The 17350-nt window shown below is 64.7% G+C and carries 13 protein-coding genes; 3 read left to right on the forward strand and 10 right to left on the reverse strand.

Annotated elements, in window-relative coordinates; all coding sequences use genetic code 11:
- The 7 genes from B9A11_RS18370 to xylF all read right to left on the reverse strand — a co-directional run.
- Positions 1-4355: beta strand repeat-containing protein (locus B9A11_RS18370; protein WP_084662825.1), on the reverse strand; the 4355-nt coding region annotated here is incomplete at its 3' end.
- Between the two features lie 360 nt (positions 4356-4715).
- Positions 4716-5663 carry an aminoglycoside phosphotransferase family protein gene (locus tag B9A11_RS18375; protein WP_058249254.1) on the reverse strand — a complete coding sequence of 316 codons (948 nt, stop codon included), beginning with the start codon at positions 5661-5663 and terminating at the stop codon, positions 4716-4718.
- 92 nt (positions 5664-5755) lie between these two features.
- Entirely contained in the window at positions 5756-7042 is a 1287-nt protein-coding gene (locus tag B9A11_RS18380) for a cytochrome-c peroxidase (protein WP_058249253.1), read from the reverse strand.
- Between the two features lie 59 nt (positions 7043-7101).
- Positions 7102-8409, reverse strand: a complete 1308-nt coding sequence (gene xylA, locus B9A11_RS18385; RefSeq protein WP_058249252.1) for a xylose isomerase — start codon at positions 8407-8409, stop codon at positions 7102-7104.
- 52 nt (positions 8410-8461) lie between these two features.
- Positions 8462-9223 carry an ATP-binding cassette domain-containing protein gene (locus tag B9A11_RS18390; protein WP_058249251.1) on the reverse strand — a complete coding sequence of 254 codons (762 nt, stop codon included), beginning with the start codon at positions 9221-9223 and terminating at the stop codon, positions 8462-8464.
- A 4-nt stretch (positions 9224-9227) separates the two neighbouring features.
- The gene (locus tag B9A11_RS18395) at positions 9228-10526 is read right to left on the reverse strand and encodes a sugar ABC transporter permease (RefSeq protein ID WP_058249250.1); all 1299 of its coding nucleotides are present in this window, start codon (positions 10524-10526) and stop codon (positions 9228-9230) included.
- 64 nt (positions 10527-10590) lie between these two features.
- Entirely contained in the window at positions 10591-11604 is a 1014-nt protein-coding gene (xylF, locus tag B9A11_RS18400; protein WP_058249249.1) for a D-xylose ABC transporter substrate-binding protein, read from the reverse strand.
- A gap of 153 nt (positions 11605-11757) precedes the next feature.
- Here xylF and B9A11_RS18405 point away from each other — a divergent pair, with 153 nt between their 5' ends.
- Genes B9A11_RS18405 through B9A11_RS18415 form a run of 3 tightly spaced genes read left to right on the forward strand, consistent with a single transcriptional unit; the run spans position 11758 to position 14929 of the window.
- Positions 11758-12990 carry an ROK family transcriptional regulator gene (locus tag B9A11_RS18405; RefSeq protein ID WP_058249248.1) on the forward strand — a complete coding sequence of 411 codons (1233 nt, stop codon included), beginning with the start codon at positions 11758-11760 and terminating at the stop codon, positions 12988-12990.
- Complete coding sequence (locus B9A11_RS18410; protein ID WP_058249247.1) at positions 12980-14464, forward strand: CRTAC1 family protein; 1485 nt, start codon at positions 12980-12982, stop codon at positions 14462-14464. Before B9A11_RS18405 ends, B9A11_RS18410 begins: the two co-directional genes overlap by 11 nt.
- A 60-nt stretch (positions 14465-14524) precedes the next feature.
- Positions 14525-14929 carry an acyl-CoA thioesterase gene (locus tag B9A11_RS18415; RefSeq protein ID WP_058249246.1) on the forward strand — a complete coding sequence of 135 codons (405 nt, stop codon included), beginning with the start codon at positions 14525-14527 and terminating at the stop codon, positions 14927-14929.
- Positions 14930-14968: 39 nt separating this feature from the next.
- On the opposite strand, the gene B9A11_RS18420 is transcribed toward B9A11_RS18415, so the two are convergent.
- Genes B9A11_RS18420 through B9A11_RS18430 form a run of 3 tightly spaced genes read right to left on the reverse strand, consistent with a single transcriptional unit; the run spans position 14969 to position 17349 of the window.
- Positions 14969-15670 carry an ABC transporter ATP-binding protein gene (locus B9A11_RS18420; RefSeq protein WP_058249245.1) on the reverse strand — a complete coding sequence of 234 codons (702 nt, stop codon included), beginning with the start codon at positions 15668-15670 and terminating at the stop codon, positions 14969-14971.
- On the reverse strand, positions 15671-16384 hold the full coding sequence (locus tag B9A11_RS18425) for an ABC transporter ATP-binding protein (protein WP_058249244.1): 714 nt from the start codon (positions 16382-16384) through the stop codon (positions 15671-15673).
- Entirely contained in the window at positions 16381-17349 is a 969-nt protein-coding gene (locus tag B9A11_RS18430) for a branched-chain amino acid ABC transporter permease (RefSeq protein WP_058249243.1), read from the reverse strand. The genes B9A11_RS18425 and B9A11_RS18430 overlap by 4 nt, the downstream gene beginning before the upstream one ends.
- Between the last annotated feature and the right edge of the window lies 1 nt (position 17350).

Here is a 17350-nt window from a genome sequence, read left to right on the forward strand (position 1 = left end):
TTGGTGCCGGTGATGGTGATCGTGACGTCTTGGGTCACGCTCAGCGCCGGGGCGGCGTCGTCGGCCAACTCCAGCGTATAGGTCAGAACCACGGTTTCACCCACGGCCAGCGCGTCGAACGGCTCGGAGCCAGAGTCAAAGGCCCAAGCCACCGTGCCCGTGTCCGCGCTGCCGTCCACCGCAACGCCGCCTTGCGGGGTGAACATCGCCAGCAAGGCCGCCGCATCGGGGGCCACGCCGGGATTGTCCCCGGACACCGCCACCTCGACCGAAGCGATCGAGACCACGTCCGAGACATCCACGTCCTGCACGTCAAAGCTGCCCGAGGCGGTCAGTCCGCTGTCGGTTTCCACCAGCGGTTCGGCCACGTCCATGACCGGCCCGGTGCCGCCGCGCGTCACCACGAGGTTGTCGATGCCGATACCGTTGCCATAACCTGCCGAGGCAGGGCCAAAGCTCTGGGTATAGGCACTGATCCCGTCCATCCCTTGGAAATAAGCGTAAATATCGGCACGCGTGCCGCCATAGGTCGTGAAAATATTGACCGAATTGGCGTTGTCGTAAATCTCGATGTACCAGTCGTCGCTGCCGTCATCTTCGGTTTCGGCATAGACGAACAGATCGCCGGAAAAGCCGTACAGGCGGACCTGGCTCTGTTCGCCGTTCAGCCCGTCGTCGTTCAAGACGTCAAACCCCTGAAGCGAGACTTTGCTGCCGTCATCGCTGCTGAGGTAGAAGTAACCGAAGTTATACTCGAACTCTTGGTCCTGCACCTCGTCGAAGACACCGAATTCGTTGTCGCCATCGCCGTCCACGTCCTGCACGGGCATCTCGGCCACGTCGTTGACGCGCACTTCGCTGCCATCGGGCGGGTAATTGTAGCCATAGTTTTCGACGTTCCACGCGACGGTAAAGCCGTCTTGGGTATAGGTGCCCTCGCGGTAATCGCCGGTGTTCATCCCGAGGCTGTTATTGCCGCTGTCAAAGTCGATGGTGGTCCCGCTGCTGCTGGCCCCGCCTGCAACGATGGTCGGCGCATCGTTGGTGCCCGTGATGGTGACGGTGACGTCGCCCGCAGCCGTCGCCCCGTGGGCATCCGTGGCGGTGACTTGGACCGTCACGTCGCGGGTTTCGCCTATCGCGAGGTCTTGGAAATCCGCACCGGGGGTGAAGGTCAGCGTGGTGCCGGTGATGGTCGCCGCGCCTTCGCCCGGTTGGCCGCTGACCGTATAGGTCAGGCTCGCGCCGTCGTCGTCGCTGTCCACATCCGCGCCAAGCGCTGCCAGATCGACGGTGACGCTCGGGCCATCTTCGACAGCATTCGTCGCGGTGGCCTGAAGCGTGGGCGCATCGTTGGTCCCGGTCACCGTGACTGTGACCTCATTCACAGCCGTCGCACCGTGCGCATCGGTAGCGGTGACTTGGATCGTGACATCGCGGGTCTCGCCATCGGCAAGGTCTTGGAAGTCCGCGCCGGGGGCGAAGCTGAGGCTCGTGCCAGTGATCGTCGCTTCGCCTTCTCCCGGCTGCCCCGTGACCGTGTAGGTCAGGCTCGCGCCGTCATCGTCACTGTCCACGTCCGCGCCAAGCGCCGAGAGGTCCAGCACCGCCGCCGCGCCATCCTCGACCGCGTCCAGCGTGCCCGCTGAAAGGGTCGGCGCGTCGTTGGTGCCCGTCACGGTGATCGTCACCGTCTGCGTATCGGTGCCGCCGTTGCCGTCATCCACGGTGTAGGCAAAGGTATCCTGCGTCGTCTCGCCCTCAGCCAGATGATCAAACGCCCCGTTCGCGTCATAGGTAAAGGTGCCGTCGCCGTTGTCGCTCACCGCCCCCAAGGTGCCCGTCACGTCGATGCTGAGCGTGTGCGTATCGCTGGTATCCACATCGCTGTAGGCCGCTGTGACGGTGACTTGGGTCACGCTCGGGTCGGTGAGCGTCGCGTCAAAGCGCACCGCGTCGACCGAGACGTCATCGGTGGTAAAGACTTCGTAATCCAGCCCGTCGATCTGCATGGTCAAATCGACCGAGCGCCCATCCGACAGGGTGATCCCGCTTAGCGACAGGTCGATGGCGTCCACCAGCTTGTTGTCATCGCCGAAGTAGAGCACCTCGGGATAGCTTGAACTGTAGGTGGGGTAGACGGACCCGCCATCGGTATCGGTCACGCCATAGGCCGTCCCCGGCACGGGCGATGATACGCCGCCATCATAAAGGAAGGCCGCCACCCCCCATCCCGAATTGTTCGGGTTGACCTGCATGACCACGCCATTGCCCGCGCTTAGATGCTGCGCGGCCATCTGGTCGTAGGTGTTGTTCGCGCCGCCGTCGCGCGGGACGCTGATCGCCGTCCCGGTGTCGTAGTCGAACACCCAAAAGCGTCCGTAGTTCGGCGCGATAAAATCGGTCTCAATCGCGGCAGAGACCTGCGTGGGCACGGCGTCCTCTAGGACCGCGCCGCTGAGCGATTGGGCCACGGGCGCGTCATTGGTGCCGGTCACGCTAAAGCTGACCACATCGCTGGCTGTCCCGCCGTTACCGTCATCCGCCGTCACCGTGTAGGACCACGTCAGCGTGTCGCCATCGGACAAGAAGTCCAGATCAACCGTCGCCGCATAGCTCCACGCTGTGCTGCCCGGCGCATCGGCCCCGGTGACGCCGGTGCTGAACCCGGTCTCCAGAGCCGCCGCAATCCCCGCGTCCAAGGCCCCTCCGGACCACGCCATATCGCCATTCGAGGCAAAGCTGATGGCGATCATGTCGCTGGCATCGATGTCGTCAAAGTTGACCACGCCGCTGTCCGCCAGCACCTGCGCCGAGGCGTCGCCCGCTTCGGTCATCGGGGTTGCGCCGGTCACGCTGATCGTGGGCGCGTCATTCTGGCCGGTGACGGTGATGGTCACGGTGGCGGTGTCGGTGCGCCCATTGGAAAAGGTGATCTGGTAGTCAAAAGACACGTCGGCGGTCTCGCCCACGGCGAGGCTTTCGAACGCGCCTGCCGGATCGTAGCTGAACTGCCCCGTGGCCGGATCGTTGAAGGACAGAACGCCCGACGCAGGGCTGCTCAGCAGCGTCACGTCGACCACGTCGCTTGCGCCCAGATCGTTGTCCAGCACGCTGGCGAATACGGTGTTCCCTGCGTCCTCAGAGACCTCCACCGCGTCGTCATTGGCGGTGTAAAAGCTGACGTTTTCGAACGCGCGTACGGTCAGCCCGAGGCTGGCAAAGGTGAAGGCCGCGTTGTTCGCCTCGCCCGTGGCGGGATCCGTGTTGGCGGCGACAAAGGCTTGGTAGGCGGCGATTTCAGGGGCCGCCGCCGCGTATTCCTCTTGCGTTAGGTACAGGTCAAGCGTGTCGATCCCGGCGCCGCCGTCATAGGTGTCGGTTGCGCCGACGTTCTCTGTGCCGCCATGGACCACGGTGTCGTCGCCGCCGCCTGCAAAGACGAAATCACTGCCCGCGCCGCCATCGAGGTAATCGGCAAAGCCGCCGTCCGAGGCGTGGCTGCCGCGCCCAGAGCCAGAGCCGCGACCGCTGCCCGAACCGTGGCCCGAACCGTGGCCCGAGCCGGATCCATGCCCGCGCCCCGAGCCAGAGCCATGGCCGTTAAAGAACGCGTCGGTCGAGCCCGCGCGATACCAGCTCTTGCCGTTGCCACCTTCGTCGCCGAACAGAACGTCATCGCCCGTCCCGCCGATCAAGGTATCAGCCCCGGCACCGCCGACCATCCAGTCATCCCCGGCCCCGCCGTCGAGGTAGTCGTCAAAGCTGCCCGGCGCATGAGAGCCGTGAGAACCATGAGAGCCGCGCCCGCTGCCCGACCCATAGCCAGAACCATCGCCCAGCAGGATGTCGCGCCCCGCGCCGCCAAACAGGGTGTCATCGCCCGCGCCGCCCTTGACCTCGTCGTCGCCCGCGCCTGCGGTCACCAGATCGTTGCCGTCGCCTGCGTCGATGTCATCGCGGCCTGCGCCGGTTTCGACCACGTCGTCGCCGTCCTTGGCCTTGACGTCGTTGTCCCCACCCGACAGCAGCACCGTGTCGTTGCCCGACCCGGCGTCGACCCGGCTGTCGCCATCGCTGTCGGTGATCAGATCGTCGCCCTTGCCGCCTTTGAAGGTGTCGCGCCCTTCGCCGCCGATCAGCGTGTCCGCCCCGTCGCCGCCATCCAGTTTGTCATTTCCGGTGCCGCCGTCGAGCAGGTCATTGCCGTCCTGCCCGTACAGCTTGTCCGCGCCGCCCATGCCATTCAGCGTATCATCGCCATCGCGGCCTTTCAGGTGATCACGGCGGTCCGTCCCGTCCAGCAGATCGTTGCCGTTGGTGCCCTTGGAATTGGTCTTTTTCGAGCGCGACATGGCGGCTTCCTTTCAATGAGCGGCAAGAGGCGCGGTGCGCGTTTGCCAGACAGCGCCGCCGCCCTGTCCCCCGAGCGGAAGCTGAAAATTTGATTTAAACACAGTACAATTGGCCGAGTGACGTAGGGGCAAGTCAACAAGTTCTTAACCCTGTTCCGCGCTCCTCTCGCGGATCGTCGTCCTCAGTATCGTGGTAAATATCTTGTTATCAGTGACCTATCTCACAGGCGGACGCGGCAAAAATTTTTGTTTCCGTTTCTGCAACTTAGGGTTCTTGCGGTTAAAAATCCCGCGTTACGTGTGCGGTGACGTTAACGTTCACGACATTATTGCGCAGGCCAGACATGGCCGACTCTGCCGTCAAATCCGCTCTGCGATCGCGTCGCAAAACTGGTTCAACCCATAAGCGGATTTACTGCGCGCGCCCCACGCCTTGATTTTGGCCAGTTGCCGGGCCAGTTCGTTTGCGGTGACGCCGATCTTGTCCTGCGCCAGACAGGTCTCGCGGTCCCACCACGGCCCGCCAGCACGCCGCGACAGGATCAGGTCCACCCGGACAAAGGCGTGCAGCAGCGCCATGGTGGTAAAGGCCTCTGGGTCGGCAGCTGCAAACCGCGCGATCAAAGCAGGCTCCAAATCCGGGCGATGCGGGCACCACTCATCGGCCAAGAACCACGCCAGATCGTCGGTGGCGCGGCGCAAACCGCAGTGTTCCCAGTCGAACCACACGACGCGCCCGTCCGGGGTGACGATGGCATTGCCGGGGCGGGCGTCCCACTTGACCGGCTGCGGGCGCGGCACGGCCAACCGCCGCGTCGCCTGCGCGACGTCAAAGTCCAGATCGATCCCAAGCCGCTGGGCCAAGCGCGCGGGCACCTGCGCCAGATCGGCGGCCCAGCCGTCGCGCGCGCCGATGTGCGGCAGCTGCGCCCGCAGGGGCGATTGCGCGGCGGCCTCTTGCAGGGTCGCAAGGGACTGCGCCGCCGATGTGATCCAGTGGTCAACCTCGTCCGGCGCGGCCCGGTCCAGAACGGCGCTCAGCCGCTTGCCCTCGACATAGGTCTGGATGACGAAACACCCCTCGTGATGGACCAAGGACGGCGTGTGCCCGGTGCCCGACAGGTACCGCAGCGCGCCTGCCTCTAGCGCCGCGCGGGCCGGGCTGGACCGTTTGGCCAGCGCATAGCGCGCCGCCCCGACCTGCAAGAGGATGGTTTGCCGAGACACGCCGCCGGGGCGCAAGACCGCGTCCGGCACGGTGCCGAAGACCTTTTGGCAAAGCTCTGTCACGTGGGTTGAGGCGGTCATGGCTGGCATCGTGCGTCAGCGTGTCCAGCGGGGCAAGCCCTTAGGGGTCGCGGGTATGGGTCACCGATGCAAACCGGGCCAGCGTGCCCCCTTTAGCGGCCAACCACCGGCAATCCGCTGGGGACGGACTTTGGCACGCCCAAACGGACAGGCGCGCTTTCCAAGGTCGCCAAAAAGGCCAAGATCGCAGACACATCCGCATCGCTCAGGTGAATGCTCTGTAGGACATTGGATTGCCCGATGGCGACTTTTTGGTCGGGGTCCGAGGTCATCGACAGATCATTCACGCCCGCAAGGTCGGGCAGCATGGCCTCGGTGATCCGCCAAGCCTCCAGCGAGGTCTGCGGGTCCAGGTGATGCCGGATCATCGCCTCCAGCGTGGCAAAGGCGCCGTTGTGGCCATAGGGCGCAGTCAGCGTCACATTGCGCAAGGATGGCGTGCGAAAGGCGTAGGCGTCGGCTGGGTCACCCGTCACGCGCATCCGGCCCGTGTCGCGCTGGTGGCTTTCGAACCGAGCCGCCTTGCCGGGGCCGAATTGCGGAACGCCGATGGCGTGAAAATCGTGGTCGGTTTGCAGCCAGCCGGAATGGCAGGTGGCACAGCCCGCCTCGCCGTAGAATAGCTCCATCCCTTGGGTCTGCTCGGGGTTCAGGTCAGCCTCACCGGCCATGTAGCGGTCAAACAGCGCATCATCGGCGCGCCATTCCACGGCGATGAAATCGGCGATGACATTGGCGATAGCGGCAAAGGTGATGTCCTGCCCCGGCAGCGCCGCCTCGAAACCGTCGCGATACTCGGGGATCGCCGCAACCCGCGCCGCGATCAAATCCCACGCGCCCCCCGGTTGCGACAGCAGCCCCAGACGGACCGCGCGGCTGATGTCGTTTTCCGAATAATGCCCGGCCATCTCGTCGGGGGACAGCACCGGGAACATCGCCTGCGCCGCCAAGGGCGAGTCAAAGCCTTGCGTCATATCCGCCCCCAAGGGCGTGCGGATGCCGTTCGGCTGGCTGGGGTCCAGTTCCAGCCGCCCGTCGTGGAAAAACCGTGTGAACTCCGACGCGCCAAGGTTCCACAGGCCGGGGGCGTTGCGCGGGATGCGGGCTTCGGGCATGTTTTCAGGATCGGCGCGTCGGTCGCGCCCAAGGCCGATGCCGCCGTCCCCAAGCCCCAAGGACAAAGCATCAGCGGTGCCCAAGTCGGGGTGGTGGCAGGTGGCGCAACTCACGGTGCGGTTGCCCGACAGGATCGGATCGTAGAACAGCTGCTGGCCAAGGGTGACACGGGCCGGGTCCGGCGCGGGGAACACCGGGCGCGCGCCCAGATCGGGTTGCGCCTGCGCCGCGCCTGCCACCAGCGCCAAAACCATCCATCTCATGCCGCGCCCTCCCCTGCACTGCGAAAAAGGCCCGCCCTGTGACAGGCGGACCTTTGAAGTCAAACGAAGCGGTTGACGTAGTTTTCCAGCCGCTCCTGACGGCCCGAACGGGGCTTCGGATTGATGCCTTCGCTCAGCACGCGGGCCTGAATGCTGTCCAGATCAGAGGTCAGCATCGCCTGCGCCTCGGGCTTTTCCCATCCGGCGTAACGCTCTTTCAAGGCGTCCTCCAGACCGCCGTCCTCGATCATCGCGGCAGCGGCTTTCAGACCGCGCGCGCAGACGTCCATACCGCCCACGTGACCTGCAATCAGGTCCTCGGGGTCGATGGACTGGCGGCGCAGCTTGGCGTCAAAGTTCGTCCCGCCGGTGGTGAACCCACCCGCTTTCAGCACGTGGTAATAGGCCAGCGCCACTTCCGGCACGTTGTTCGGGAACTGGTCGGTGTCCCAGCCGGACTGATAGTCGTTGCGGTTCATGTCGATGCTGCCCAGCATCCCTTCGGCGGCGGCCACGGCCAGCTCGTGCTCGAACGAATGCCCAGCAAGGATCGCGTGGCCCTGTTCGAGGTTCAGCTTGACCTCGTTTTCCAGACCGTACTTGCGCAGGAACCCGATGCAGGTCGCGGCGTCAAAGTCGTACTGGTGCTTGGACGGCTCTTGCGGCTTGGGCTCGACCAAAATCTGCCCCTTGAAGCCGATCTTGTGCTTGTAATCCACAACCATGCTCAGGAAGCGGCCCATGTGGTCCAGCTCCTGCCCCATGTCGGTGTTCAGCAGCGTTTCATAGCCTTCGCGGCCACCCCACAGAACATAGTTCTCGCCACCCAGCTTGTGGGTTGCGTCCATGCAGCCTTTGACCGTCGCGGCGGCAAAGGCGAAGACATCCGGGTCGGGGTTGGTCGACGCGCCCGCCATCCAGCGGCGGTGGCTGAACATATTGGCGGTGCCCCACAGCAGCTTGGTCGACGAGGACTGCATCTTTTCGCCGATGTAATCGGTGATCTCTTCGAGCGTAGACAGGTTTTCCGCGAAATCCGCGCCTTCGGGGCGAATGTCAGCATCGTGCCAGCAGAAATACGGCGCGTTCAGCAAATCGAACATCTCAAACGCCACGTCGGCCTTGAGTTTCGCATTCTGCATCGAGTCCTGCGGATGCCACGGACGTTCAAAGGTCAGCCCACCAAAGGGATCGCCGCCTTCCCACGCAAAGGAATGCCAATAGGCCACTGCAAAGCGCAGGTGCTCTTCCATGCGCTTGCCCATGACGACCTCGTCCGGGTTGTAGTGGCGGAAGGCCAGCGGGTTGTCGCTGTCTGCGCCTTCATAGGTGACCTTGGACAGGCCGTCGAAAAAACCGGTGCTCATGGGAATGTCCTTTGCTTCAAAAGGGCGCCCGCGCGAACGGACGCCCCATACCTCATGCCGCCGAAGCGGGTTTCTTGCCGAGGATGATCATCGACAGCAGGTCGTCGTCGGTCACATCGGGGATGTCCACTGTGCCGACCAGCTGGCCGTTTTTCATCACGCTGGCGCGGTCGCACAGCTCCATCACCGCGTGCACGTCGTGGTCGATGAGGAAGATGCCGATGCCCTGCGCCTTGAGCTTTTGGATCAGATCGGCGACCATCTGCGTCTCATGCGGACCCAGCGCGGCGGTGGGTTCGTCCATGATCAGGATGCGCGCGTTAAAGTACACCGCGCGGGCGATGGCGACCGACTGGCGCTGCCCCCCCGACAGGGCGGACACCGGCTCGTGGAACTTTTGAAAGTTCGGGTTGAGCTGGCCCATGATCTTGCGGCACTCGGCCTCCATGGCGGCGTCGTTGACCAACCCCATGGGCGTGACCATCTCGCGCCCGAGGAACAGGTTCGACGTGGCATCGAGGTTATCGGCCAGCGCCAGCGTCTGGTAGATCGTCTCGATGTTGTTGGCACGCGCATCGCGGGGGTTATTGATCTCGACCGGCTTGCCGTCGATCCGGATCTGCCCGCCGTTCTTGTGATAGGCACCCGACAGCACCTTGATCAGGGTCGATTTGCCCGCGCCGTTGTGGCCAAGCAGGCCGTGCACTTCGCCGGGGTAGAGATCGACGCTCACGTCGTCGACCGCCTTGATGCCGCCGAAAGAGATCGAGATGTTCTGCATCTCGACCAGAGGCGTTCCGCTTCTGTCTACCATTGGATCAAGCCCCCAGTTTCTTGCGGTAAAGGATGTCGATGAACACGGCCAGCACCAGCACGAGGCCGACAACGATGTTCTGGAAGGGCGCGTCCACGCCGACCATCGCCATGCCCGATTGCAGCGCCTGCATGATCAGCGCCCCAAGGATCGCGCCGTAGATCGTGCCGATCCCGCCGGACAGCGCGGTGCCGCCGATCACAGCCGCCGCGATCACGCGCAGCTCATCCAGCGTGCCGATGTCGTTCGAGTGGTTCGACAGGCGGGCCGAGGCCACCACGGCGGACAGCGCACAGAGGAAGCCCATGAGGGCAAAGACCTTGACCGTCAGCAGGCGGGTGTTGATGCCCGACAGCTCTGCCGCGTCGGGGTTGCCCCCGGTGGCAAAGATGTAGCGGCCCAGACGGGTGCGGCGCGCCACAACGGTCAGCACGATGGCCACCACGATCAGGATCAGCACCGAGAACGGCAGGCCGTAGCCAACGCCGGTCAGACCTTCGGGCATGACCTCGCCGCGCGCTTCGAACATGCGCTCAAGGCGGCGCTGCGGGATTTCATAGGCGTTCAGAACCGCCACGAACCCAAGGATCGCCACCGCGGTGATGCCGGACAGAACCGCCTGCGCCCACATCGGTTTCACCGAGAAGCCGTGGCGCGCACGCGCTTGCCGCGCCGACCAAAGCGCCCAGAGCGCCGCCGCCGTCAGCACGATCCCCAGCGCCCAGCTGGTGCTTTCGCCCAAGGTGCCGTTGGTGCCGCCCAGCTTGATGAAGTTCGCGTCCAGCGGGCCGATGGTCTGACCGCCGGTCAGGTACCACGCCACGTTGCGCCAGATCAGGAAACCGCCCAGCGTCACGATAAACGCCGGAATGGTCAGGTAGCCCACGAGAAAGCCATGGAACGCGCCGATCAGCGTGCCCGCGATCAGGCCCACCACGATGGTGATGATCCACGTCGCCGGGTGGTTCAGGCCCATATCCAGCGTGTACGGCAGGATCTGCGTCTGCGTCATCGCCATGATCGCCGAACAGGTCGCGAGCAAAGCGCCGACCGACAGGTCAATGTGGCGCGTGACGATCACGAACACCATGCCGCAGGCCATGATGGCCACGGACACCGTCTGGATCGACAGGTTAAAGACGTTGCGCGGCGTCAGGAAACGCCCTTCGGTGATGATGTCGAACCCGATGCACAGCACGATGAACGCGCCGATCATACCCAGCAGGCGCATGTCCAGTTCCAGCTTTTGGAACAGGCTCTTGGGCGCTTGCGCGGGCAGCGTTTGTGACGGTGAAGTCGCCATTGCTCCCTCCCTCAGGATAAAAAAAGGGCGCGATTCCAGTCAGGAACCGCGCCTGTTGTGGGGTTTAGTTACAGGGGGCCGGGCCTGCTTCGACGCCCTGGCAGAGCGCCTCTTGGGTGATCCAGCCCGCGTCGACGACCAGCGACAGGTTGTCCTTGGTCACCGGGATCGGCTCGAGGAAGCGCGCGGTCAGCGTGGTGCCAGCCGGCGAGGTCCATTCCTGCGCACCGGCGATGGCGCTCATGTCCGCACCGCCTGCCAGAGCCACGGCGATCTCGCCGGCGGCCGTGCCGAGGTCACGCGCGTCTTTCCACACGGACACGGTCTGGGTGCCTTTGGCAACGCGGTTCAGCGCGGCGTGGTCGCCGTCCTGACCGGAGACCGGCAGACCTTCCATGCCCTGCGCGGTCAGCGCCGCCACAACACCGCCCGCGGTGCCGTCGTTCGAGGCCACAACCGCGTCGACGTTGTTGTCGTTGGCGGTCAGGATCTGTTCCATGTTGCGCTGCGCGTTGGCGGGCAGCCAGCCATCGGTGTAGGCTTCGTCCACGATGGTGATGTCACCGGCGTCGATCGCCGCTTGCAACACCTCTTGCTGACCGCCGCGCAGGAAGTCTGCGTTCGGGTCGGTCGGCGAGCCCTTGATCATGACGTAGTTGCCCTTGGGCTGGGCGGCCAGCACGGCACGCGCCTGCATCCGGCCCACTTCGACGTTGTCGAAGGTCAGGTAAAAGGTCGACGCGTCTTCGATCAGGCGGTCATAGGCGATGACCGGGATGCCTTCGTCGGCGGCGGCCTGAACTGCCGGGCCAATCGACTGGCTGTCCTGCGCCAGAACGATCAGCGCGTCGACGCCCTGTGCGATCAGGCTTTCGATGTCGGACAGCTGCTTGGACGACGAGGACTGCGCGTCAGCGGCGACATACTTGGCGCCAGCGGCTTCGAGGGCGGCGACGATGGCCGCCTCGTCGGTTTTCCAGCGCTCTTCCTGGAAGTTGGACCAGCTCACACCAACGGTCTGAGCGAATGCGGACGAGCCCATCAGGACGGCGGCTGCCGTCATTGCGAAAAGTTTCATGATTTCCTCCCAAATTCGAATATGTGCCCCCGACGAGTCGTCGAATCGGCGCCATGCTCTTTTGTCGCACAATTATTTCAGTCGGTAAAATATATTTTCTTTACTCGCTAAAAAATTTAGGACAGCTTGGCGCACGGGAGGAAAATTCGCGCCATGACAAAAGACGTCTTGTCTCAAGACCCGGTTTTGATCGGGGATCTGGACGCACGCGATCATACCCGGCTGCGGGTGCTACAGTGCATCCGCGCGGCTGGTGAAATCTCGCGCACAGATATTGCCAAAGCGTTAATTTCCAGCCCCGCCACGGTCACTTCGGCCTGCGGGGCACTGTTGGACGCCGGGTTGATCGCGGAAACCGCCGCGCCCCCGTCAGAGGGCGTGCAGCGCGGGCGGCCTCGGGTGATGCTGACGGTGAACGGTGCGGTCTTTGCCGTGGCCGGGGTCAAGATCGCGCGGGATGCGATCCGCCTGATGGTGGTGGGTTTCCAAGGCCAGGAGATCGGCACCCACGTCTGGCCCCTGCTGGAATCGCGCATGGACCCCGAGGCGCTGGTCATCGAGGTGCGCCGCGCGCTGGATGCCGCCTGCGCCGCCTTGGACCTGCCGATCGAGCGGATCGCGGGCCTGACCATCGGCCTGCCGGGGTTCCTGAATGCCGATGAGAATTTCCTGCATTGGTCGTCCTCGGTGACCCAAGGCAACGTCGATCTGGGGCCGCTGATCGCCGCGCATATCCCCTGCCCCACCTTTATCGACAACGACGCCAATCTGGTGGCCAAGGCCGAGCACCTGTTCGGCGCGGGGCGCGGGTTTCACAACTTTCTCGTGGTGACGCTGGAGCATGGCGTGGGCATGGGAATCATCCTCAACGATCAGCTCTACCGAGGCGAGCGCGGCTGCGGCGCAGAGTTCGGCCATATGAAGATCCAGTTCGAAGGCGCTTTGTGCCAATGCGGCCAGCGCGGCTGTCTAGAGGCCTATGTGGGGGACTACGCCCTGATCCGCGACAGCGGCACCGTACGCGGCCAGTCCGAGATCGAGACCATCGCCGACATCATCGCTGCGGCGCGGTCGGGCGATACTTTGGCGCAAGAGGTGCTGGACCGTGCCTCGCGCGTGCTGGGGGTGGCCTTGGCGAATTTGGTCAATCTGTTTGATCCCGAGCATATCGTGGTCGCCCGTTCGCGCCCCAAGTTCGACCAGCGCTACGTGGATACCATGATGGCGACGCTGCGGCGCAACACGGTCGAGGTGGACGCGCCCTTGCCGGGGATCACCGTGCGCAACCTTGACGAGATGATGTGGGCCAAGGGCGCGGCGGCGCACGCGATCGAGCGGGTGTCGATCCTGAAAGTGCGCGGGCTGGGGGTGGCGGATGCTGTCTAGAGCTTTGATAATTTGCGCCTTTCCGGCGGTCGCCCTCGCCGGGCCGGACTTCCGGCCCGTCTCGGTGCCCGAGCACGTCTATGACGGCGGGTGGGAGCATTTCGTCGGCGGGGGCGTGGCGAGTTTCGATTGCGACGGTGACGCCTTGCCCGAGCTTTACGCGGCAGGCGGCAGCAACCCGGCGGTTTTGCTGCGGAACCGATCCGGCGCGGAGTTGGCGTTTGCGGCGGACACGCCCGAGGCGTTGGCTTTGACCGGGGTCACCGGGGCGTATCCCTTGGACATTGACCGGGATGGGATCACCGATCTGGCGGTCTTGAGGGTCGGCCCCGATGTTCTGCTGCGCGGCCTGCCTGGCTGTCAGTTTGCGCCTTTCGAAGGGCTTGGCTTTGCGTCGGGCGATCACTGGACCACCGCCTTTTCCGCCACTTGGGAAGCGGGACAGAGCCTGCCGACGCTGGCCTTTGGCACCTATGTCGACCGCAGCGATCCGGACGGGCCCTTCGAGACCTGTGACGACACGCTGCTGTACCGGCCCGAGGGTGACCATTACCCCGCGCCCCGGCGCCTGATCCCCGGCTTTTGCGCGCTGTCGATGCTGTTCACCGATTGGCAGCGGGTGGGCCGCGCCGATCTGCGGGTGTCCAACGACCGCCATTACTATGTGCGCGGCGGGCAGGAACAGATGTGGGCGATGGAAGAGCCCCCGCGCCTGTACACCGCCGAAGAGGGCTGGCGGCCCTATGCGCTGTGGGGGATGGGGATCGCCTCGCGCGATGTGACGGGGGATGGCTTTGCCGATGTCTACCTGACCTCCATGGGCGATCAGAAGTTCCAGACCTTTGATCCGACCACCGGCGGGCCGAGCTATCAGGACGCGACCTTTGCCCGAGGCACCACCGCGCACCGGCCCCATACGGGGGGCGACGGGCGGCCTTCCACCGGCTGGCACGCCGCCTTTGGCGATGTGGACAACGACGGGCGCGACGACATTTTCGTCGCCAAGGGCAATGTCGAGCAGATGCCCGATGCCGCCATGGACGACCCCAACACGTTGCTCATGCAAAACCCCGATGGGACGTTCACCGAGGCCGCAGCGCAGGCGGGCCTTGCCTCGATGGCGCGGGGACGCGGGGCGGCTGTGGTCGATCTGAACAACGACGGGCGGCTGGACGTGGCGGTGGTGAACCGGCGCGCGCCCATGGAGGTGTTCCAGAATATTACGCAAGGCGGCCATTGGCTGCTGGTTGATCTGACCGAGGTGGGCGCGTTCATCGAGCTAAAGGTCGGCGAGACGACGCACACGCGTGAAATCACCATCGGCGGAGGCCATGCCAGCGGGCACCTTGGCTTGCAGCATTTCGGACTTGGGCAGGCTGAGACCGCACAGATGCGGGTGATCTGGCCCGATGGCACGGCCACTGACTGGCAAAGCGTCACCGCCGATCAGATCGTCACGGTGCCGCGCCCTTAGGCTTGCGCCCGGCGCGCCCGCAATGCCACAAGGCGCTCAAACCAGTTTTGAGGCCCACAGATGAGCATTTTCACCCGTGACCAAAGCGTCACCTTTGGCGACTGCGACCCGGCGGGGATCGTCTATTATCCCAACTATTACCGTTGGATGGACGGCACCTTTCACGAGTATCTGCGCGCCGTGTCCAGCGGGCACAGCGGTGTGTGCGCGCAGCTTGGCGCGCGGGGCTTGGGTTTGATGGAATCAAAGCTGGCGTTCCGGTCCCCAGCTGTCGATGGCACCGTGCTGCGCTACGCGATTGAGGGCATCACCTGGGCGAACAAGTCCTTTGACATCACCTACACCGCCCATGACGGCGACCGGCTGGTGCTGGAAGGGATGGAGCGGCGCGGGATTTTCATCGAAAAGGATGGCCGTCTGCGCGCTGGCGAAACTGCACCGCTGCGGGCGCTTTTGGGGCTGTAAAAGCCGAAAAGGGCAGGCCATGACAGCCTGCCCCATGATTTAGAAATAGGCTTGGTCCAGCAGGGACGGATCATCCTTGAGCGCCTGCGCGCTGCCCGAATAGCGCACCGCCCCGCCGCGCATGACGATGGCGTCGTCGACCATGGACAGGGCGACCTCGGTGAACTGCTCAACGATGATGATGCCCGCACCATCCGCGACCAGCTGGCCGATGGCCGACACCAGACGCTTGACGATCAAGGGCGCGAGGCCCAGCGACATCTCGTCGATCACAAGGTACTGCGGGCGGCACATCAGCGCGTGACCAATCGCCAGCATCTGCTGCTGACCGCCCGACATGGTGCCCGCGATCTGCTTTTTCCGCTCGGCCAGTTCGGGGAAGAGCGTGTAGGTGCGCTCCAGGGTTTCCTCGACCTCGGAGGTCGACAGTAGCGACGCCGCCGCGCGCAGGTTGTCATCCACCGACAGCAGGGTCAGAACGCGGTGGCCTTCGGGGACCACGGCAACGCCCGCCGCGCGCACCGCGTTGGGGGCCAGCCCCGCAAGGTCGCGGCCATCCGCACGCACCGCACCGCTCGCCACGGGCAGCATCCCGCCAATGGCCAGGGCCAGCTCTGACTTGCCCGCGCCATTGGCGCCCAGAACCGCCGTTACCTTGCCCGGCGCAACGGCCAGCGACGCCTCCGAGACGACCGCGCGCCCGCCCTGCTGCACCGTGAGGTTTTCAATCGTCAGGGTCATTTACTCTACATCCTCGATGCCAAGGTAGGCCGCCTTGACGTGCGGGTCGTCCAGCACGGCGCGGGTGGGGCCAAAGGCGATGCGCTTGCCGAAATCCAGAACCAGCGTTTCGACGCAAATGCGTTCGATCAGGTCGACGTCGTGGTCGATGACCAGCACCGTCGCGCCGGTGACTTCGGGCACTTGCAGGATCAGATCGCCGAGGCGGTTCGCCTCTTCGCGCGACAGGCCGTCGCCGGGTTCATCGAACTTCACGATCTTGGGATTGCCAACCAGACAGCGCGCCACATCGGTCAGACGGCGCTGAAAGGTGTTCAGCCCGCCCGCCGGGGTGCTGGCCTGCGCGGTCAGCCCGGTGAGTTCCAAGGCCCGCTCCATGTCGGCGCGCTTGTCGGCGCGGCTGCCGGGGGTGGCGTCAAGGATCACTTGGAGGTTCTCGGCGATGGTCAGATCGTCGGCGATCTGCTCCTTTTGGAAGGACCGGCGCAGGCCCCAGCGGGTGTGTTTATGCGCAGGCATCTGGCCGATGTCCTGCCCGTTCCACGCGATCCGCCCGGTGCATTTCAGGAACCCCGAGATGACGTTCATCGTCGTGGTCTTGCCCGCGCCATTCGGCCCGATGATGCCGTTGACCGGCGCGTTGAAGGTCGCGTTGATCGCGTCCAGCGCGTTGACCCCGCCGAATTTGACGGTCAGGCCAGAAAGCTCGATCATGACTGCCCCTTTCGTTTGCTAAACAGGCCGATGATCTGCCCCGACAGTCCGTCCGGCGCGGTGATGATCGCGTGCAACAGCGCCGCGCCAAAGATCACCAGGGTCAGGTCCGCGTCCAGCGACCAGTCGTTGAACAGCGCTGGCAGCACGCGGTACAGAACCCCCGCGATGACGGCACCCAGCCAGAAACGCGCGCCGCCGACCACGGCGAGGGCAAAGAGCATGATGGATTCCGACGCGCGGAAGGTCGCCGCATCGAGCAGGCCCAGCCCACCGGCCAGCAAGCCGCCCGCGATCCCCGCAAGGAACCCGGACAGGCCAAACGCCCACGCTTTGTAGTAGATGACGTTGACGCCAGAAGCGAGCGCCGCCGCTTCGGACCGCCGGATCATCGCCCAGGCGCGGCCCGGTGCCAGACGGCGGTGCGCTTCGATCAGCGCGAACCCGAGGAAGGTCGCCAGCATCACGTAGCGCAGGTAGGCCGCGTCAGAGGTGGCAATCGCCGGACGGCGGAACGGGGCTGCGACCGAAGGCATCACGCCCCAGAAGCCGGTCCCGCCGTTGGGAAAGCGGTAGGTCGAAAAGATGACCTCCAGCCCGCCTGCGGCCATCAGCGTGATCAGCGCAAGGTACAGCCCGCGCATCCGCAGCGCCGGGATCGCCAGCACCCAGCCAAAGACCATGGTGATGCCGCCCGCCACCGCGAGGTTGATCTCGAACGGCAGGTTAAACGCGTGGTTCATGCGCAGCATGATCCAGCCGCCCACGCCCATCAGCGCCACCTGCCCCAGCGACACCATGCCAAGGCGCGCATACATGAAGGCGACGCCAGAGGCGGCAATGATAAAGCAACTGGTCGAGGTGAAAATCTTGATCCACTGGCCGCCGGACAGCGACGGCAACGCGAGGATCATCACCACAAAGAATATCGTTCCGGCCCAGCCGGAGGGGGTGATCTTGGTCATT

This window comes from Tropicibacter naphthalenivorans, from assembly GCF_900176475.1.
GTDB classification, from domain to species: domain Bacteria; phylum Pseudomonadota; class Alphaproteobacteria; order Rhodobacterales; family Rhodobacteraceae; genus Tropicibacter; species Tropicibacter naphthalenivorans.

Coding starts and splice junctions, on each gene's coding strand:
- B9A11_RS18415 (WP_058249246.1), top strand. CDS start 14,525: ATGAGCATTTTCACCCGTGACCAAAGCGTCACCTTTGGCGACTGCGAC.
- B9A11_RS18430 (WP_058249243.1), bottom strand. CDS start 17,349: ATGACCAAGATCACCCCCTCCGGCTGGGCCGGAACGATATTCTTTGTG.
- xylA (WP_058249252.1), bottom strand. CDS start 8,409: ATGAGCACCGGTTTTTTCGACGGCCTGTCCAAGGTCACCTATGAAGGC.
- B9A11_RS18420 (WP_058249245.1), bottom strand. CDS start 15,670: ATGACCCTGACGATTGAAAACCTCACGGTGCAGCAGGGCGGGCGCGCG.
- B9A11_RS18410 (WP_058249247.1), top strand. CDS start 12,980: ATGCTGTCTAGAGCTTTGATAATTTGCGCCTTTCCGGCGGTCGCCCTC.
- B9A11_RS18425 (WP_058249244.1), bottom strand. CDS start 16,384: ATGATCGAGCTTTCTGGCCTGACCGTCAAATTCGGCGGGGTCAACGCG.
- xylF (WP_058249249.1), bottom strand. CDS start 11,604: ATGAAACTTTTCGCAATGACGGCAGCCGCCGTCCTGATGGGCTCGTCC.
- B9A11_RS18395 (WP_058249250.1), bottom strand. CDS start 10,526: ATGGCGACTTCACCGTCACAAACGCTGCCCGCGCAAGCGCCCAAGAGC.
- B9A11_RS18375 (WP_058249254.1), bottom strand. CDS start 5,663: ATGACCGCCTCAACCCACGTGACAGAGCTTTGCCAAAAGGTCTTCGGC.
- B9A11_RS18390 (WP_058249251.1), bottom strand. CDS start 9,223: ATGGTAGACAGAAGCGGAACGCCTCTGGTCGAGATGCAGAACATCTCG.
- B9A11_RS18380 (WP_058249253.1), bottom strand. CDS start 7,042: ATGAGATGGATGGTTTTGGCGCTGGTGGCAGGCGCGGCGCAGGCGCAA.
- B9A11_RS18405 (WP_058249248.1), top strand. CDS start 11,758: ATGACAAAAGACGTCTTGTCTCAAGACCCGGTTTTGATCGGGGATCTG.